Raw genomic sequence first — 16921 nt, 5'->3', positions numbered from 1 at the left:
ATCTACCGCTCAAACAACTCCATCTGCTCAAACCCACCGCGCAAATCCTCCAGCCTGACCCCAATCCCCAACAACCGCACCGGTTTCCCGCCGCGATTGAACGCCTGGGTCAGCAACAACTGATAACTCCCCAAATCCCGCCCTGCCCCGGCCTGTTCCAGTGTCGTCTGGGTAAAGTCATGGAATTTCACTTTGACGAACGGCTTGCCGGGCCGGTAGCTGCTGTCGATCCGCGCCATGCGGCCCGCCAGTGTTTCCAGCAGCTCGGGTAATTTATCCAGGCAGCTCACCAGATCGGGCAGGTCCACGTCGTAGGTGTTTTCAACACTGATCGACTGCCGACGGCTGTCGTTGTGCACCAAACGCTCATCAATCCCACGGGCCAGGCTCCAAAGTCGCTCGCCAAAACTGCCGAACTCACGCACCAGCGCCAACTTGTCCCACTCACGCAGATGCGAGCAATCGACAATGCCGAGTTTGCCCAGTTTGTCCGCGGTGACTTTTCCCACGCCATGCAGCTTACTCACGGGCAAACCGCTTACAAATTCTTCTACTTGATCCGGCGTAATGACAAACAAGCCGTTGGGCTTCTTCCAGTCACTGGCGATCTTGGCCAGAAACTTGTTCGGCGCTACGCCGGCCGAAACCGTGATGTGCAACTGATTGGAGACTCGGCGGCGAATGTCTTGGGCGATGCGCGTGGCGCTGCCACCGAAATGCGCACAGTCGGACACGTCGAGGTAAGCCTCGTCGAGGGAAAGTGGCTCGATCAGGTCGGTGTAATCGCGAAAGATCGTGTGAATTTCCTTCGACGCTTCTCTATAGGCGTCCATGCGCGGCTTGACGATGGTCAGGTCCGGGCACAGTTTCAGGGCATGCCCGGAAGACATCGCCGAGCGCACGCCATAGGCCCGCGCCTCATAGTTGCAGGTGGCGATCACCCCGCGCCGATCCGCCGAACCACCCACTGCCAGGGGTTTACCTGCCAGACGCGGGTCGTCACGCATCTCGATGGCAGCGTAGAAGCAGTCACAATCGACGTGGATGATTTTTCGCTGGGTCATATAGAAGCGGTGTTCATGGTGAAGAAATGGAGTCATGGGGTGCCGGATCGGCAGTATCTCACTGACACCTGTATATAGCACCAGTAGTCTGAATCTTCTTCCCCGCTCGTAGGAAAAGTCATGGATGAATTTATTTTCTCAATCGAAAGCCCACCTTCAATAGAGCTGAAAGCCTTGCCACGCCTGACTCGTAGCCCATTACACCGCCGTACTTTCAAGCTAAGCGATTGAACCAGAACAGGTTTTATCCGGATTGAAGGTTGACAGCCCGGCGATCCTCTGTAGAATGCCGACACACAGACGCGGGATGGAGCAGTCTGGTAGCTCGTCGGGCTCATAACCCGAAGGTCGTCGGTTCAAATCCGGCTCCCGCAACCAAACATCAAAAAAGGCTACTCGAAAGAGTGGCCTTTTTTGTGCGCGTCTGTTTTGTGCTCATCTATACTTACCAGAGGGAGAAATCGTTCTGATTCCGAAGCTTAAGTCTGCCCTGCGACCGCTCGCCGCTTATTTACACTTATTTGACCCGGTTCCAGATTAACAGTTGACACACAGGCGTATCTCTATAGAATGCCGCCACACAGACGCGGGATGGAGCAGTCTGGTAGCTCGTCGGGCTCATAACCCGAAGGTCGTCGGTTCAAATCCGGCTCCCGCAACCAAACATCAAAAAAGGCTACTCGAAAGAGTGGCCTTTTTTGTATCTGTTGAAAAAGTCCTTTCGCAACAATGACCTGTCACTGTGTAGAGACGCGTTCGGGATCTCCAAGGCTGTGAGTTCAGACTATGTTGAATCGCAGACAGAGAACCCTCGACGAGCAATGACATGCCATCGCCGATAACCGGTGAGAGGCGTTAAATTTTGTGATTATTTTTTTCTACAGGGATTGGTAACTTGGCTGGATACCCCCATCCTGTCGCGCACAATCCAAGAGGTGATTGATGCGCGCCAACTCGTCTGATCCACAAGACACCGTCACAGCGACACAACCGATCAAGGCCGAGCGTCTACGCTTGCTGGATCTGGTCAGCAAGTACCGTCAGCCCATCGGCCTGGCGGTCACTCTGCTGTTGTTCGCTATCGCGCTGATTGCCTGTCGTCATCTGCTGAGCGAACTCGATCTGTACGCTTTGCATGACTCGATCCTGGAAGTACCGAAACCGGCATTGCTGGGCGCATTGGGTGCGACAGTGGTCGGCTTCATCATTCTGCTGGGGTACGAATGGTCGGCCAGCCGCTACGCGGGCGTGACACTGGCGCCGCGCATCCTGGCACTGGGCGGCTTCACTGCGTTTGCCATCGGCAACGCCATCGGTCTTTCGATGCTCTCGGGGGGCTCGGTCCGCTACCGTTTATATGCACGTCATGGTCTGGGGGCTTCGGAAGTCGCTCACATGACGCTGTTTGCCAGCCTCTCGCTCGGCTGCGCCTTGCCACCGCTGGCCGCCCTGGCAACCCTCAGCAACCTGCCAGCCGCCTCGGCGGCCCTGGGACTGTCCGAAGGTTTGCTGGGTGGCGTTGCCGCAGCCGTATTGCTGCTCTTCAGCGTATTGGCCATCGGCATCTACCGCCGTCGCCTTCCGGATCAGCCTTCCAAGGACAACTTGCTGGTCAAGGTCGGACGCCGCACTTTGCGCCTCCCCGGCCGCCGCCTGACCTTCCTGCAACTGATCATTACCGCCCTGGACGTGGCCGCCGCCGCGACCGTGCTTTATTTGTTGCTGCCGGAAGCGCCGCCCTTCGGTGCATTCCTGCTGGTGTACCTGCTGGCCCTGGCCGCTGGCGTGCTCAGCCATGTGCCCGGCGGTGTCGGCGTATTTGAAGCCATCCTGTTGGCCGCCTTCGCCGCCACACTTGGCGCTGCCCCACTGGCCGCCGCGCTGCTGCTCTATCGCCTGATCTATGTCGTGCTGCCACTGTTGGTGGCGTGTGTGTTCCTGCTGATCAACGAAGGCCAGCGTCTGTTTCAGTCGCGCCAGTCCCTGCGGGCCGCTTCCGGTCTGGCGGCGCCGATTCTGGCGGTGCTGGTGTTCCTGTCCGGCGTGGTGCTGCTGTTCTCCGGCGTGACTCCGGAAATCGACACCCGTCTGGAACACATCGGCTTTCTGATCCCCCATCGCCTGGTCGACGCTTCGCACTTCGGTGCCAGCCTGATTGGCGTGCTGTGCCTGCTGCTGGCTCAAGGTCTGCGTCGTCGGCTGTCCGCCGCGTGGATGCTGACCACCATTCTATTGCTGGTCGGCGCCCTGCTGTCTCTGCTCAAGGGCTTTGACTGGGAAGAAGCCTGCCTGATGACCCTGACGGCGAGTCTGTTGGGGGTTTTCCGGCGCTCGTTCTATCGCCCGAGCCGCCTCACAGAATTGCCGTTCTCGCCGCTGTATCTGGTGTCCAGCCTGTGCGTGCTCGGTGCCTCGATCTGGTTGCTATTGTTTGCCTATCAAGACGTCCCGTACAGCCATCAACTCTGGTGGCAGTTCACCCTCGACGCCGATGCCCCGCGTGGCTTGCGCTCGCTGCTCGGTGCCGCAGTGCTGCTGGTCGTGGTGTCCCTGACCTGGCTGCTGCGCACCGCGCGTCCGGTGATTCACTTGCCGACACCTGACGAGCTGGATCGCGCGGTAAAGATTCTCATGGCCTCTGCCCAACCGGACGGTGGCCTGGCCCTGACCGGTGACAAGGCGCTGCTGTTTCACCCCAACGATGAGGCGTTCCTGATGTACGCCCGCCGTGGCCGCAGCCTGGTGGCCTTGTACGACCCGATCGGCCCGACCCAGCAACGGGCGGAAATGATCTGGCAGTTCCGCGACCTCTGCGACATCCACCACGCTCGCCCCGTGTTCTATCAAGTGCGCGCCGAGAACCTGCCGTACTACATGGACATCGGCCTGACCGCGATCAAGCTCGGCGAAGAAGCCCGGGTCGATCTGCAGCGTTTTGATCTCGAAGCCAAGGGCAAAGAGATGAAAGACCTGCGCTACACCTGGAACCGCGGCACCCGCGATGGCCTGTCGCTGGAAATCTTTGAGCCGGGCCATGCGCCGATGGATGAGCTCAAGGTGATTTCAGATGCCTGGCTGACCGGCAAGAACGTGCGTGAGAAAGGCTTCTCGCTCGGCCGCTTCAGCGACGACTACCTCAAGCATTTTCGCGTGGCGGTAATTCGTTTCGAAGGCCGCCCGGTGGCGTTCGCCAACCTGCTCGAGACTTACGGCCATGACCTGGCCAGCCTCGACCTGATGCGCGCGCACCCGGACGCCCCCAAGCTGACCATGGAGTTCATGATGGTCGGCCTGATCCAACATTATAAAAATCATGGATACGCGCGCTTCAGCCTGGGCATGGTGCCGCTGTCGGGGTTGCAACCCCGGCGTGGCGCACCGCTGACCCAGCGTCTGGGCTCGATGGTGTTCCGCCGTGGTGAGCAGCTCTACAACTTCCAAGGCTTGCGCCGCTTCAAAGACAAATTCCAGCCTGACTGGGAACCCCGTTATATGGCCGTGCCCGCCGGACTCGATCCGCTGGTTGCCTTGGCCGATACTGCTGCCCTGATTGCGGGCGGCTTGACTGGATTGGTGAAACGCTGATGATTCAACGCTCCTTGCGGTACGTACTGGGCACGCTGGTCGTGCTGGCCCTGATTGTCGGTGGCGGTTACTGGTACCTGAAACGCCCGGCACCCGAACCGACCCTCCAACAGCTGATACCGGCCGATGGCGCGGCGATGACGCGCGTCATCCCCGGCAACACGCCGCGCGCCCAGGTGCTGGTGGCGGTCAATGAAGACCAGAAACTCAGCGACAAACAATTGATGACCCTGAGCCGCACCGGCTCGGCGCAGATTGTTCAGGTGATCCTGCCTAAAGACTGCCTGCTGCAAAGTCGCGCCCTGCAATCGGGCCTGAGGGAACTCAACGGCCCGGCGACCCTGGTCAGCGGCATCGGCCCCGGCGCCGTGCTGGCGTGGCGCTGGTTGTCCGAGCAGAAGGACGACAAGGCTCAGGCCGTCTCCGTCGATCTGGCCCTGGAAAAGCCCGGGTGCACCCATCTGCTGCCGAAACGCGCCGCTCACGGTCACTGGCTGGTGGCCTGGAACGACAACCCGGACGACACCAGCGCCGGCTTCGTGCGCGATCAACCCAACGCCGAAACCAGCATCAGCGACTACGACATCAACCTGCCGCAAGTGCTAAACAACGAACTGCGCAAGCTCCTCGTCGGTGGCGATAAAGCCGCTGGTGGCCTGCAGATTCCGGTGGTCGAAGTCCCGGCCGGCCAGGCCAAAGACACCGTGACCCTGTTCCTGTCCGGTGACGGCGGCTGGCGCGACCTGGACCGCGACGTCGCGGGCGAGATGGCCAAGATCGGCTACCCGGTGGTCGGCATCGACACCCTGCGCTACTACTGGCAGCACAAGAGCCCGGAGCAAAGCGCCCTGGACCTGGCCGAGCTGATGCAACACTACCGGCAGAAATGGGGCACCAAGCGCTTCATCCTGACCGGTTACTCGTTCGGCGCCGACGTCCTGCCGGCGATCTACAACCGCATGGAACCGGCAGAACAACAACGCGTCGACGCAATCATCCTGCTCGCCTTCGCCCGCACCGGCAGCTTCGAAATCGAAGTCGAAGGCTGGCTCGGCAACGCCGGCAAAGAAGCCGCCACCGGCCCGGAAATGGCCAAGCTGCCGCCGGAGAAAGTGGTGTGCATCTACGGCGAAGAAGAAGTCGACGAAAGCGGCTGCACCGACAAGAGTGCGGTTGGCGAGGCGATGAAACTGCCTGGCGGCCACCACTTCGACGAGAACTACCCGGCGCTGGCAAAGCGTTTGGTGGACATCATCGAGAAGCGCCAGGCCAAGGGTGAGACGGCTCAGGAGTGATCTGAGGCCTGCCCACGAAAAAGCCCCCGCTGCCTTTTGGTTGCGGGGGCTTTTTTCATTTCTACAGACACCACAAATCTCTTGGGTAGATCAGATCCCTTGTAGGAGTGAGCCTGCTCGCGATAGCGGTCTGCAAGATACACCGATGGTGAATGTCAGCCCGCTATCGCGAGCAGGCTCACTCCCACAGGGATGGTCAGTGGATTCAAAATCACCGGGCACAAAAAAGCCCCCACTACCTTCACGGCAACGGAGGCTTCCTACTTATAGGCGACGCTCTGCGGCGTCATAAACCTCTTCGTCACGTCGGGCCCCGACTGCGACGATCAATACCTGAATGGCCTTGCCGTCGACTCGATATACAATCCGGCGTGTCGCCTGTCCGGATCCGTCTGCAACCTGCAAGACTGGCTCTTAGGGGCTTGCCGCTCTTGTCCGGCTCACCATTGACAATCCGCTCTTCGATAACATCAAGAATGCGGTTTGCCGCCACAGCTCCCAGCAGATCCAGATCCTTCTGGACCTCCGGATGATAGATAACGCCCCAAACCATCCACAGCTCCTTTAGTCTTTCTTGGCGTACCGCGCCCGCATATCGTCGTGGCTGACAGCCTTGGCCTGATCAAAACCGATCAGTCGCTCTCGAGCCGCAGCTTCAACCCGAAGGTCCTCAAGCTCGTCGAGCATTTCCTGATACGCCTCGACATTGATAATGACCGCTGCGGGTTGGTTGTCTTTGAAAATGACCAGTCGTTCGGTGGCTCGGCTGGAAATCTCCTTTAGCCTCGCACTAAACCCCCTGACCATCGCAGTCACCGAAATCGCTTGGTCAGCACGCTCCAGTAATGCCGTCATACTCACCTCTCTACACATCATGCAAATTTGAACACACAGTTCTACGCAGATTATTGCGTCGAATTAGACATACAGCAAGCTGCAAAAAGCGCGTATTTATCATCCAACGTTTTTCATCCTGAGAAAACGTGAGCCGAAACGTGTAAACACTCTCGCCGTGTTTAGTTTCGTTTACTTAAGGTGTCGCAATATCGGATGACGCCCGCAGACCTTGTAGGCAAACTCCGAATCTCGTGTTTGGGCACTTTGCCGCCTTGTTGCGTTTTTCTTCGACGGGATACTCTCCGGACGTCGCTGACCATTCAGTGATCGGGCTTGGAAACCCGACGAGCGTATAGCAACAACGTGCCCAACATGACCGCAGGCCTTTACGGCTGCAATCCTGTGTCATGGCGGTTGTGCGTGGGACGTCTTCGGACGTGCCGGTTTCCTAGGCTCCCGGTTTTCCAACCTGCGCACAGCTGCCACCCATTCGCTTGGAAACGAACGTGGCAGCTCCTCAAGCTTAGGGAATAGAAATGTCCAAAATAGATACGACCGCAATTTCAGAACTAAAAACCATAGGCTTCACCCCACTCATCTACTGCCCGGATCAGGCGTTGTTCAACGTCCGAGCCGGTGTCCCCATCGTTCAAGCATTGTCACAAGCCTGCGACCTGCTGTTCCTCGCCAAATCATTTTCCGAGGATGCCGCCTACGCAAAAGACACCGACCGCCACGCCTGGGCTGCTCACTATCTGACGGCGATGGGTAAGGCGGTAATTGATGATGTGGTGAAGGTGCTGACGCCACGACCTGCCCGGACCAAAACTGAATCTGAAGAAGATCTGCCCGAAAGCCAGTAACACCGCAAAACCCCTGTGGGAGCGGGCTTGCTCGCGAAAGCGGCCTGTCAGTCGCCATCAATGTTGAATGTCAGACCGCTTTCGCGAGCAAGCCCGCTCCCACATTGGATCTTCACTGTTATCAAGTAATGCGGCCGGACACAAAAAAGCCCCCGCTGCCGCAAGGCAACGGGGGCTTTTTGATGGGGCTACATCTCTACCTGTGTACCCAACTCAATCACCCGGTTCAGCGGCAGATTGAAGAAGCGCAAATTGCCGTTGGCATTCTTCAACATGAAGGCGAAGAGCGCCTCGCGCCAGCGGGCCATGCCTTCGAGTTTGGAGGCGATCACCGTCTCGCGGCTGAGGAAGTAGGTGGTGCGCATCGGGCTGAAGTCGAGGTCATCGAGATGACACAGCTTCAGCGCTTGCGGCACATCCGGTTCGTCGATGAAACCAAAGTGCAGGATCACCCGGAAGAACCCTTCGCCGTGGGATTCAACCTCGAAGCGCCGTGTCGGCGGTACCCGCGGGATGTCTTCGTAGACCACGGTCAGCAGCACCACTTGCTCGTGCAGCACCTGGTTATGCAGCAGATTGTGCAACAACGCGTGAGGCACGGCGTCCGGGCGAGCGGTGAGGAACACAGCGGTGCCCTGGACGCGATGCGGTGGTTGTACGGCGATACTGCTGATGAAAATCGGCAGCGGCAGCCCACCCTCGTCCATGCGTTCCACCAGCAGCTGTTTGCCGCGCTTCCAGGTGGTCATCAGCACAAACAGCGCGATACCGGCGATCACCGGGAACGCTCCGCCCTGAATGATTTTCGGCACGTTGGCCGCGAAGTACAGACCGTCCACCAACAGGAAACCGAGCAACAGCGGCACCGCGAGGATCGGAGGCCATTTCCACAGCAGCAATATCACCGCCGAGACCAGAATGCTGGTCATCAGCATGGTCCCGGTCACGGCCACCCCGTAAGCCGAGGCCAGGGCGCCGGAGGATTCGAAGCCGATCACCAGCAGAATCACACCGACCATCAGCGCCCAGTTCACCGCGCCGATGTAGATCTGGCCTTGTTCGGCACTGGAGGTGTGCTGAATGTGCATGCGCGGAATGTAACCGAGCTGGATCGCCTGACGGGTCAGGGAGAACGCACCGGAAATCACCGCTTGCGAGGCAATCACCGTGGCCAGGGTCGACAAACCGACCAACGGGATCAACGCCCAGCTCGGCGCCAACAGATAGAACGGGTTACGAGCGGCTTCCGGATCACCGAGCAGCAAGGCGCCCTGACCGAAGTAGTTCAGCACCAGCGCCGGCAGCACGAGGATGAACCAGGCGCGGGCAATCGGCTTGCGACCGAAGTGGCCCATGTCGGCGTACAACGCTTCGGCGCCGGTCAGTGCCAGCACCACCGCGCCGAGGATGGCTACGCCCATGCCCGGGTGTACGATGAAGAAGCGCACGCCCCAAATCGGGTTCATCGCTTGCAACACTTCCGGTTGCTGCAGGATGCCGTGGACACCGAGCGCACCTAGCACCACAAACCAGGTGACCATGATCGGGCCGAACAGAATGCCGATCCGCGCAGTGCCGTGGCGCTGAATCAGGAACAGCGCCACCAGCACAACCAACGACAGCGGCACCACCCAATGGTCTATACCCTCGAAAGCCAGTCCAAGGCCTTCAATCGCCGAGAGCACAGAGATAGCCGGCGTGATCATGCTATCGCCGTAAAATAGCGCCGCACCGATCAGCCCGCAGACCACTAGAAAAATGCGCAGCTTCGGATGCCCGGCCGCAGCCCGCCGAGCCAGGGCGGTCAAGGCCATGATCCCGCCTTCGCCCTGGTTGTCGGCACGCAGCACGAACAGCACATATTTGATTGAGACAACCCATATCAGCGACCAGAAAATCAGCGCCAGAATCCCGAACACGCCGTCATGGTCGACCGGTACACCATAGTGACCGGAAAACACTTCTTTGAGGGTGTACAGCGGGCTCGTGCCGATATCGCCATAAACCACCCCGACCGCCGCGACCAGCATGCCGATCGGCTTCGCCGCCGAATGCTCGGCTCCCGCCGCCTGACTACTTGCCTGACCCATCCACCACTCCTACTACCCAGACCGGACTTCTTTGAAAGAAGCACTATGCTTTTAAACGCAGCATGCGCTGTTTTACATGACGTTACAGACGTTTTGTTGACTGTAAAGAATCGGTAAAGCCTAACGGGACGAAGCATAGCGCAGCACTCGTCGTATTTCCCTGCATAAAGCTGGTCAACTGCGCCTCTCATCGCTAGAATTGCGCACTTTTTGACCAGAGGCGCAACATAGCGCCCGTCAGTCGCCTTGCCGTCTTCGGCTGGAGGCGTCTCAAATACCGAGGTTAGACATGTCCACCACTCCTGCGCCGGCCAATCCAAAGGTTGGCTTCGTATCCCTGGGTTGCCCCAAAGCACTGGTCGATTCCGAGCGCATCCTTACCCAGCTGCGCATGGAAGGTTATGACGTTGTGTCCACCTATCAGGACGCCGACGTCGTGGTGGTCAACACCTGCGGTTTCATCGATTCGGCCAAGGCTGAATCTTTGGAAGTGATTGGCGAAGCCATCAAGGAAAACGGCAAGGTCATCGTGACCGGCTGCATGGGCGTCGAAGAAGGCAACATTCGCAAGATTCACCCGAGCGTGCTGGCCGTGACCGGTCCGCAGCAGTACGAGCAGGTGGTCAATGCCGTGCACGACGCCGTGCCGCCGCGTCAGGATCACAACCCGCTGATCGACCTGGTGCCACCGCAAGGCATCAAGCTGACCCCGCGCCACTACGCGTACCTGAAGATTTCCGAAGGCTGCAACCACAGCTGCAGCTTCTGCATCATCCCGTCGATGCGCGGCAAACTGGTCAGCCGTCCGGTCGGTGATGTGCTCGACGAAGCCCAGCGCCTGGTCAAGGCCGGCGTCAAAGAGCTGTTGGTGATCTCGCAAGACACCAGCGCCTACGGCGTCGACGTGAAATACCGCACCGGTTTCTGGAACGGCGCGCCGGTGAAAACCCGCATGACCGAACTCTGCGAAGCCCTGAGCACCCTCGGCGTCTGGGTGCGTCTGCACTATGTTTATCCGTACCCACACGTCGACGAGCTGATCCCGCTGATGGCCGCCGGGAAAATCCTGCCGTACCTGGACATCCCGTTCCAGCACGCCAGCCCGAAAGTCCTGAAGTCCATGAAACGCCCGGCCTTCGAAGACAAGACCCTGGCGCGGATCAAGAACTGGCGCGAAATCTGCCCGGATCTGATCATCCGTTCGACCTTCATCGTCGGCTTCCCCGGCGAAACCGAAGAAGACTTCCAGTACCTGCTGAACTGGCTGACCGAAGCCCAGCTCGACCGCGTCGGCTGCTTCCAGTACTCGCCGGTGGATGGCGCTCCGGCCAACGATATGGACCTGGAAGTCGTTCCGGACGACGTCAAACAGGACCGTTGGGACCGCTTCATGGCGCATCAACAAGCCATCAGCTCGGCCCGTCTGCAAATGCGCGTCGGCCGTGAAATCGAAGTGCTGGTCGATGAAGTCGACGAACAAGGCGCGGTTGGCCGCTGTTTCTTCGATGCCCCGGAAATCGACGGCAATGTGTTCATCGACAACGGCAGCAACCTGAAGCCGGGCGACAAGGTCTGGTGCAAAGTGACCGACGCCGACGAATACGACCTGTGGGCTGAACAGATCTAAACGCAAAAAATACGAAAAGCCCTGCTCTCTTGACGAGATGCGGGGCTTTTTTACGACTATCGTTTTGTGAGGAAAGGATTCTCGACACTCACAGGAAAAGGGGCATTCGGCCATGCGCCAACATTCGGTTATCCACACGCCGAAACAGAGCGACTACGTAGAACTCACTCAAGTCTGGGAAGCCTCGGTGCGCGCCACCCATGACTTTCTGCCGGACAGCTACATTGAATTGCTGAAGAACCTGGTGCTGACCCGCTACCTCGACGCGGTGATGCTGATCTGCACCAGGGACTCGCGCCAGCGCATCACCGGGTTTGCCGGGGTGGCGGCGGGCAAGATCGAAATGCTCTTCATTGACCCGGCCCACCGCGGCCAGGGCCTGGGCAAACAGTTGCTGCGTTATGCCATGGAGCATTTGAACGCCGACGAGCTGGACGTCAACGAGCAGAACCCGCAAGCGTTGGGTTTTTACTTCAAGCAGGGGTTCGAGGTGATTGGCCGTTCGGAAGTCGATGGCATGGGCCAGCCTTATCCGCTGTTGCACATGCGCTTGCGCCAGGCGCTTCAACTGACGCGCAATGGCTGACTCAACATAGAACAAGTGTGGGAGCGGGCTTGCTCGCGAATGCGTGTGTCATTCAACAGATAATTGGCTGACCCACCGCTTTCGCGAGCAAGCCCGCTCCCACATTAAAAGCACATGCGGCAAATGGAGCCGGGATTAACCGGCGCCACGCAGGTACAATGCCCACCCCTTTTTTGTTACGGCCCTGTCATGACTGACCCGATTCGTCTCTCCAAACGCCTCATCGAACTCGTCGGCTGTTCCCGTCGGGAGGCTGAGCTGTTCATCGAGGGCGGCTGGGTCACCGTGGACGGCGAAGTCATCGACGAGCCGCAATTCAAGGTCGACACGCAAAAAGTCGAGCTTGATCCAGAAGCCAAGGCCACTGCACCGGAGCCGGTGACCCTCCTGCTCAACGTGCCCATGGGCATGGACGCAGAAACGGCGATGGCGACCATCAGCGCCGAGACCCTGAGCGAAGAACACCGCTTCAGCAAACGTCCGCTCAAGGGCCACTTCCTGCGCCTGACCGCCAGCACCGACTTGCAGGCCAATGCCAGCGGCCTGCTGGTGTTCACCCAGGACTGGAAGATCCTGCGCAAGCTCACCGCCGATTCCGCCAAGATCGAACAAGAATATGTCGTCGAGGTAGAAGGCGACATGGTGGCTCACGGCCTCAACCGCCTGAACCACGGCCTGACCTACAAAGGTAAGGAACTGCCGCCGGTCAAGGCCAGCTGGCAGAACGAGAACCGCCTGCGTTTTGCGATGAAGAACCCGCAACCGGGCGTGATCGCCCTGTTTTGCCAGGCCGTTGGCCTGAAGGTCGTCGCCATCCGCCGCATCCGCATCGGCGGCGTGTCCATCGGCAAAGTGCCGTTGGGGCAATGGCGTTACCTGTCCGGCAAAGAGAAGTTCTAAGACTTTTCACGCCGCCACACATTTCGGCGCCGCTGTTTATGCGGCGCCCACTGCTGAATATCAGGATTGCACACCATGATTCATAACGACGTACTGCGCAGCGTGCGCTACATGCTCGACATCAGCGACAAGAAAGTCATCGAGATCATCAAGCTCGGCGGCATGGACGTGGCCCTGGAAGACCTGGTGACGTACCTCGACAAGAAAGAGGAAGACGAGGAAGGCTTCGTACGCTGCCCGGACGAAGTCATGGCGCATTTCCTCGATGGCCTGGTGACCTTCAAGCGCGGCAAGGACGAAAGCCGTGCGCCGCAACCGATCGAAGTGCCGGTGACCAACAACATCATCTTGAAGAAACTGCGTGTGGCCTTCGAATTGAAAGAAGACGACATGCACGCGATCCTCAAGGCGTCCGAGTTCCCGGTGTCCAAGCCTGAGCTGAGCGCCCTGTTCCGCAAGTTCGGCCACACCAACTACCGCTCGTGCGGCGACCAGTTGCTGCGCAACTTCCTCAAGGGCCTGACCCTGCGCGTTCGCCCGCAGTAAATCGCCCACGAAACCTCGAGCGGCCACCGTCCCCTGTAGGCGCACAGCTTGCTGGCGAAGGCGATCTTCAAAACGCCATCGCAGCAAGCGCTGTCCCTAAGAAGTGGTGGCCGCTCAAGGCTGTATAGACCTTCATTCCTCGCAAAAATAGTGGCTCCGCTTCTGGCGGCTGACGACTAGGGTGTATTGACCCTCAGCTCTCAGGATTCGCCATGCACCCGTACTTTTCCCTGCAAGGCCGCACCGCTCTGGTGACCGGTGGCACCCGTGGTATCGGCAAAATGATCGCCAAGGCTTATGTCGAAGCTGGCGCCACCGTGTACGTCTGCGCCCGGGATGCCGAAGCGTGTCAGCAGACGGCGGATGAACTGAGTGCGTTGGGTCGTTGCCACGCCATCGCTGCCAATCTGGCCACTGAAGAAGGCGTGCAGCATCTGGCCCTGCGGCTGGGTGAGCAAATCAGTCACCTGGACATTCTGGTGAACAACGCCGGCACCACGTGGGGCGCTCCACTGGAAAGCTACCCGGTCAAGGGCTGGGAGAAGGTCATGCAGCTTAACGTGACCTCGGTGTTCAACTGCATCCAGCAGTTTTTGCCATTGCTGCGCAAGGCCAGTTCGGAAGCCAATCCTGCGCGGATCATCAACATCGGTTCGGTGGCGGGGATTTCTTCCTTTGGCGAACAGGCTTACGCCTACGGGCCGAGCAAGGCGGCCCTGCATCAACTGTCGCGGATTCTCGCGCGGGAGCTGGTGAGCCAGCACATCAACGTCAACGTGATCGCGCCGGGGCGTTTCCCGAGCAAGATGACGCAGCACATTGGTAATGATGAGCAGGCGCTGGCCGAGGATACGGCGTTGATTCCGATGAAACGCTGGGGGCGAGAGGAAGAGATGGCGGCGTTGGCGATCAGTCTGGCGAGTACGGCCGGGGCTTACATGACCGGGAATATTATTCCGTTGGATGGTGGGGTCTCTAGATTGGCGGTGCGTCCTTCGCGAGCAAGCCCGCTCCCACAGGTTTTGTGCTGAACACACATTGTGTGTTCGCTCGAGAACCCTGTGGGAGCGGGCTTGCTCGCGATATAGGTAGTCCGTTCCTTTCTCTTCCATACTGATATCGCTGGAAGTCAGTTGTCGGCGAGGAAGGAACATGCACCTGTGGGCTACGAATATGCTCGCGCAGCACTCGATGATTACGCCTTCACCTTCGAGTCCACAGGTGCGCTTGCGCCCTCTAACGAATTCTCAGGGAAAGCCCGACACGGCTCTCTATATCGCCTTCGCTGGACGCAAGCATGCATGTCCCTGCATGTACTTTAGCGCCTGTTGAGGTGTTCCATGCAAACGCTCCTGTCTCAGAGTTTCACTGCTTATATCGGAATTGATTGGGCAGACGCCAAGCACGACATCTGTTTGCAGATAGCTGGAGAGGCTCAGCGCAGTTTCGAGGTCATCGACCACAAGCCCGAGTCGATTGATCGCTGGGCCAAGTCGCTGCATCAACGTTACGGTGGCCCTATCGCGATCGCCGTGGAGTTGAACAAAGGCCCACTGATAGCGGCTCTGCAAAAATATGAGTTTTTTTGTATCTTTCCGATCAATCCGAGCACCTTGGCCCGGCACCGTAAAACCTTCGTCCCCAGTGGCGCCAAGGATGATCCAACGGATGCTCAATGGGCGCTTGAGCTGTTGCTGAATCACCCCGAACGGTTTCCTCAACTGGTCCAGCAAAGCTCCGCCATGCGTTCGCTCGCCAGCCTGACCGAACATCGGCGCGGGCTGGTCGATGACCGGGTCAAGCTCAGCAACCGTCTGGTCTGCATGCTCAAACAGTATTATCCGTTGGCTCTTGAGCTGTTTCATGACCATGACACGCTGGTTTTCTGTGATTTTTTGGCGCGCTGGTCGACCTTTGAAGTGCTTAAGCACGCTCGGCCGGCCAGCGTTTTGAAGTTCCTTCACGCGCACAATGTTCGCCATGCTGAGCTCAATCAGCAGCGTTTGGCGTTGATCGCCAAAGCCATGCCGTTGACTGAAGATCCAGGCGTGGTCAGTCCTTCAGCGCTGTATGTGGTGGCCCTGGTCTCGCAACTGAAAGGGGTTGTCACGGCGATCAAAGACTTTGATCGGGAGATCGAAAAAACTGCCAACACCCTGGCCGACTACCGACTCTTCAAGGCCTTGCCCGGCGCGGGACAGCAGCTTGCCCCACGGTTGATGGTCGCCTTTGGTGAGCAGCGTGATCGCTTCAAGGATGCCAGTGCGGTGCAGCGATATGCCGGAATTGCCCCGGTCACCGAACGCAGTGGCAAGAAAAAAGTCGTCCACTGGCGCTATCAATGCGCAACTTTTTTGCGCCAGACCTTTGTTGAGTGGGCTGCCCACAGCATCAATCAATCGGTGTGGGCAGAGGCGTATTATCGCCAGCAAAGGGCCAAAGGCAGCTCTTACCAAGCGGCCCTCAGGGCCTTGGCGTTCAAGTGGATCCGGATCGTTTATCGGTGCTGGAAGACCAGTACCGTGTACGACGAAAAGGTTTATTTACAGGCCTTGCTCCGGCACGGCTCACCGTTGACCAGCGAGCTGGACACAGCAAAACCGCGTTGACGGAAAGGCTCAGGGCGTGAAGGGGCCCTACCGGTCACCACCGATTCCAGGGTTGATCGGGTTATCATGCCCGCCCAAATTCCCGCCTCGACCCAAACCATGACCTACAACGTTTCCCCCATCGGCTTCGTGCGCTCCTGCTTCAAGGAGAAGTTCGCCATCCCGCGCCAGCCGCAACTGGCCCCGGCCGCTCGCGGCGTGCTGGAACTGGTGGCGCCGTTCGATCAGGGCGATGCGGTGCAAGGGCTGGAACAGGTGAGCCACGTCTGGTTGCTGTTCCTGTTTCATCAGGCCTTGGAAGAAAAGCCACGCCTGAAAGTCCGCCCTCCTCGCCTGGGCGGTAACAAATCCATGGGTGTGTTCGCCACCCGCGCGACGCATCGGCCCAATGGCATCGGTCAATCCGTGGTGAAGCTGGACAAGGTTGAAGCCAATCGCCTGTGGATATCGGGAATCGACCTGCTCGACGGCACGCCGATTCTCGACATCAAACCCTACGTGCCTTACGCGGACATCATTGACACGGCCTCCAATAGCATTGCCAGCGCCGCGCCACTGTTGATTCCCGTGCAGTGGACGGATTCAGCACTGTTACAGGCTCACGAGCACGCTCAGCGTCTTGAAGAGCCCTTGGTCGAACTGATCGAGCAATGCCTGGCGCAAGATCCACGTCCGGCGTACCAGATTCCTACGCCTGAGCGGGAATATGGTGCGCAGTTCTGGGATCTGGATGTGCGCTGGCATTACCCCGAGGCGGGCGTGATCCTCGTGCTTGAAGTCATTCCCGCAAAAGTCTGACCCCCAGAAACGAAAAAGCCCGCGCTGCCTTCTCAGGCAACGCGGGCTTTTCATGACCAACTCAAAACCACTGTGGGAGCGGCGGTGCGGCGATCCGACTTGCTCGCTCCCACAGGTAGAG

General features: G+C 58.9%; 13 protein-coding genes, 2 tRNA genes and 1 pseudogene. 12 read left to right on the top strand and 4 right to left on the bottom strand.

What is annotated here, in order from left to right; all coding sequences use genetic code 11:
* Positions 1–2 precede the first annotated feature (2 nt).
* Complete coding sequence (dinB, locus tag ACYZTM_RS21760) at positions 3–1064, bottom strand: DNA polymerase IV (RefSeq protein WP_461989182.1); 1062 nt, start codon at positions 1062–1064, stop codon at positions 3–5.
* Positions 1065–1365: 301 nt separating this feature from the next.
* On the opposite strand from dinB, the gene ACYZTM_RS21755 reads away from it, so the two are divergent.
* From ACYZTM_RS21755 to ACYZTM_RS21740, 4 genes are all read left to right on the top strand, one after another.
* Positions 1366–1442, top strand: a tRNA-Met gene (locus tag ACYZTM_RS21755).
* Positions 1443–1649: 207 nt separating this feature from the next.
* Positions 1650–1726 (top strand) — tRNA-Met (locus tag ACYZTM_RS21750).
* 280 nt (positions 1727–2006) lie between these two features.
* Positions 2007–4649, top strand: coding sequence for a bifunctional lysylphosphatidylglycerol flippase/synthetase MprF (mprF, locus tag ACYZTM_RS21745; protein ID WP_131059219.1), 2643 nt, complete (start codon positions 2007–2009; stop codon positions 4647–4649).
* Positions 4649–5944, top strand: coding sequence for a virulence factor family protein (locus ACYZTM_RS21740; RefSeq protein WP_131059218.1), 1296 nt, complete (start codon positions 4649–4651; stop codon positions 5942–5944). Before mprF ends, ACYZTM_RS21740 begins: the two co-directional genes overlap by 1 nt.
* A 264-nt stretch (positions 5945–6208) precedes the next feature.
* On the opposite strand, the pseudogene ACYZTM_RS21735 reads toward ACYZTM_RS21740, so the two are convergent.
* Together ACYZTM_RS21735 and ACYZTM_RS21730 are read right to left on the bottom strand one after the other, a co-directional pair.
* Positions 6209–6497: pseudogene (locus ACYZTM_RS21735) on the bottom strand (type II toxin-antitoxin system RelE family toxin).
* An 11-nt stretch (positions 6498–6508) separates the two neighbouring features.
* Positions 6509–6799, bottom strand: a complete 291-nt coding sequence (locus ACYZTM_RS21730) for a type II toxin-antitoxin system Phd/YefM family antitoxin (RefSeq protein ID WP_131059217.1) — start codon at positions 6797–6799, stop codon at positions 6509–6511.
* Positions 6800–7317: 518 nt separating this feature from the next.
* Here ACYZTM_RS21730 and ACYZTM_RS21725 point away from each other — a divergent pair.
* Positions 7318–7644 carry a DUF3077 domain-containing protein gene (locus ACYZTM_RS21725; protein ID WP_461984583.1) on the top strand — a complete coding sequence of 109 codons (327 nt, stop codon included), beginning with the start codon at positions 7318–7320 and terminating at the stop codon, positions 7642–7644.
* A 188-nt stretch (positions 7645–7832) separates the two neighbouring features.
* Here the strand turns inward: ACYZTM_RS21725 and ACYZTM_RS21720 are convergent, their stop codons facing one another.
* On the bottom strand, positions 7833–9734 hold the full coding sequence (locus tag ACYZTM_RS21720) for a potassium transporter Kup (protein WP_131059215.1): 1902 nt from the start codon (positions 9732–9734) through the stop codon (positions 7833–7835).
* Positions 9735–10023: 289 nt separating this feature from the next.
* On the opposite strand from ACYZTM_RS21720, the gene rimO reads away from it, so the two are divergent.
* The 7 genes from rimO to tsaA all read left to right on the top strand — a co-directional run bounded on the left by rimO (position 10024) and on the right by tsaA (position 16800).
* Entirely contained in the window at positions 10024–11361 is a 1338-nt protein-coding gene (gene rimO, locus ACYZTM_RS21715; protein ID WP_131059214.1) for a 30S ribosomal protein S12 methylthiotransferase RimO, read from the top strand.
* 112 nt (positions 11362–11473) lie between these two features.
* On the top strand, positions 11474–11947 hold the full coding sequence (locus ACYZTM_RS21710; protein ID WP_131059213.1) for a GNAT family N-acetyltransferase: 474 nt from the start codon (positions 11474–11476) through the stop codon (positions 11945–11947).
* Between the two features lie 189 nt (positions 11948–12136).
* Positions 12137–12847 carry an rRNA pseudouridine synthase gene (locus ACYZTM_RS21705; RefSeq protein ID WP_461984581.1) on the top strand — a complete coding sequence of 237 codons (711 nt, stop codon included), beginning with the start codon at positions 12137–12139 and terminating at the stop codon, positions 12845–12847.
* A gap of 75 nt (positions 12848–12922) precedes the next feature.
* Positions 12923–13393 carry a YehS family protein gene (locus ACYZTM_RS21700; RefSeq protein ID WP_131059211.1) on the top strand — a complete coding sequence of 157 codons (471 nt, stop codon included), beginning with the start codon at positions 12923–12925 and terminating at the stop codon, positions 13391–13393.
* A gap of 212 nt (positions 13394–13605) precedes the next feature.
* On the top strand, positions 13606–14424 hold the full coding sequence (locus tag ACYZTM_RS21695) for an SDR family oxidoreductase (protein ID WP_461984579.1): 819 nt from the start codon (positions 13606–13608) through the stop codon (positions 14422–14424).
* A 309-nt stretch (positions 14425–14733) separates the two neighbouring features.
* Positions 14734–16002: an IS110 family RNA-guided transposase gene (locus tag ACYZTM_RS21690; protein ID WP_461983557.1), complete on the top strand. Its 1269-nt coding sequence runs from the start codon at positions 14734–14736 to the stop codon at positions 16000–16002.
* Positions 16003–16101: 99 nt separating this feature from the next.
* Positions 16102–16800, top strand: a complete 699-nt coding sequence (gene tsaA, locus ACYZTM_RS21685) for a tRNA (N6-threonylcarbamoyladenosine(37)-N6)-methyltransferase TrmO (protein WP_131059340.1) — start codon at positions 16102–16104, stop codon at positions 16798–16800.
* Positions 16801–16921 lie beyond the last annotated feature (121 nt).

Source organism: Pseudomonas sp. MDT2-39-1, assembly GCF_054898085.1.
Note: the sequence above shows the minus strand (reverse complement) of the source record. Positions and strands in the feature narration are given on the sequence as shown.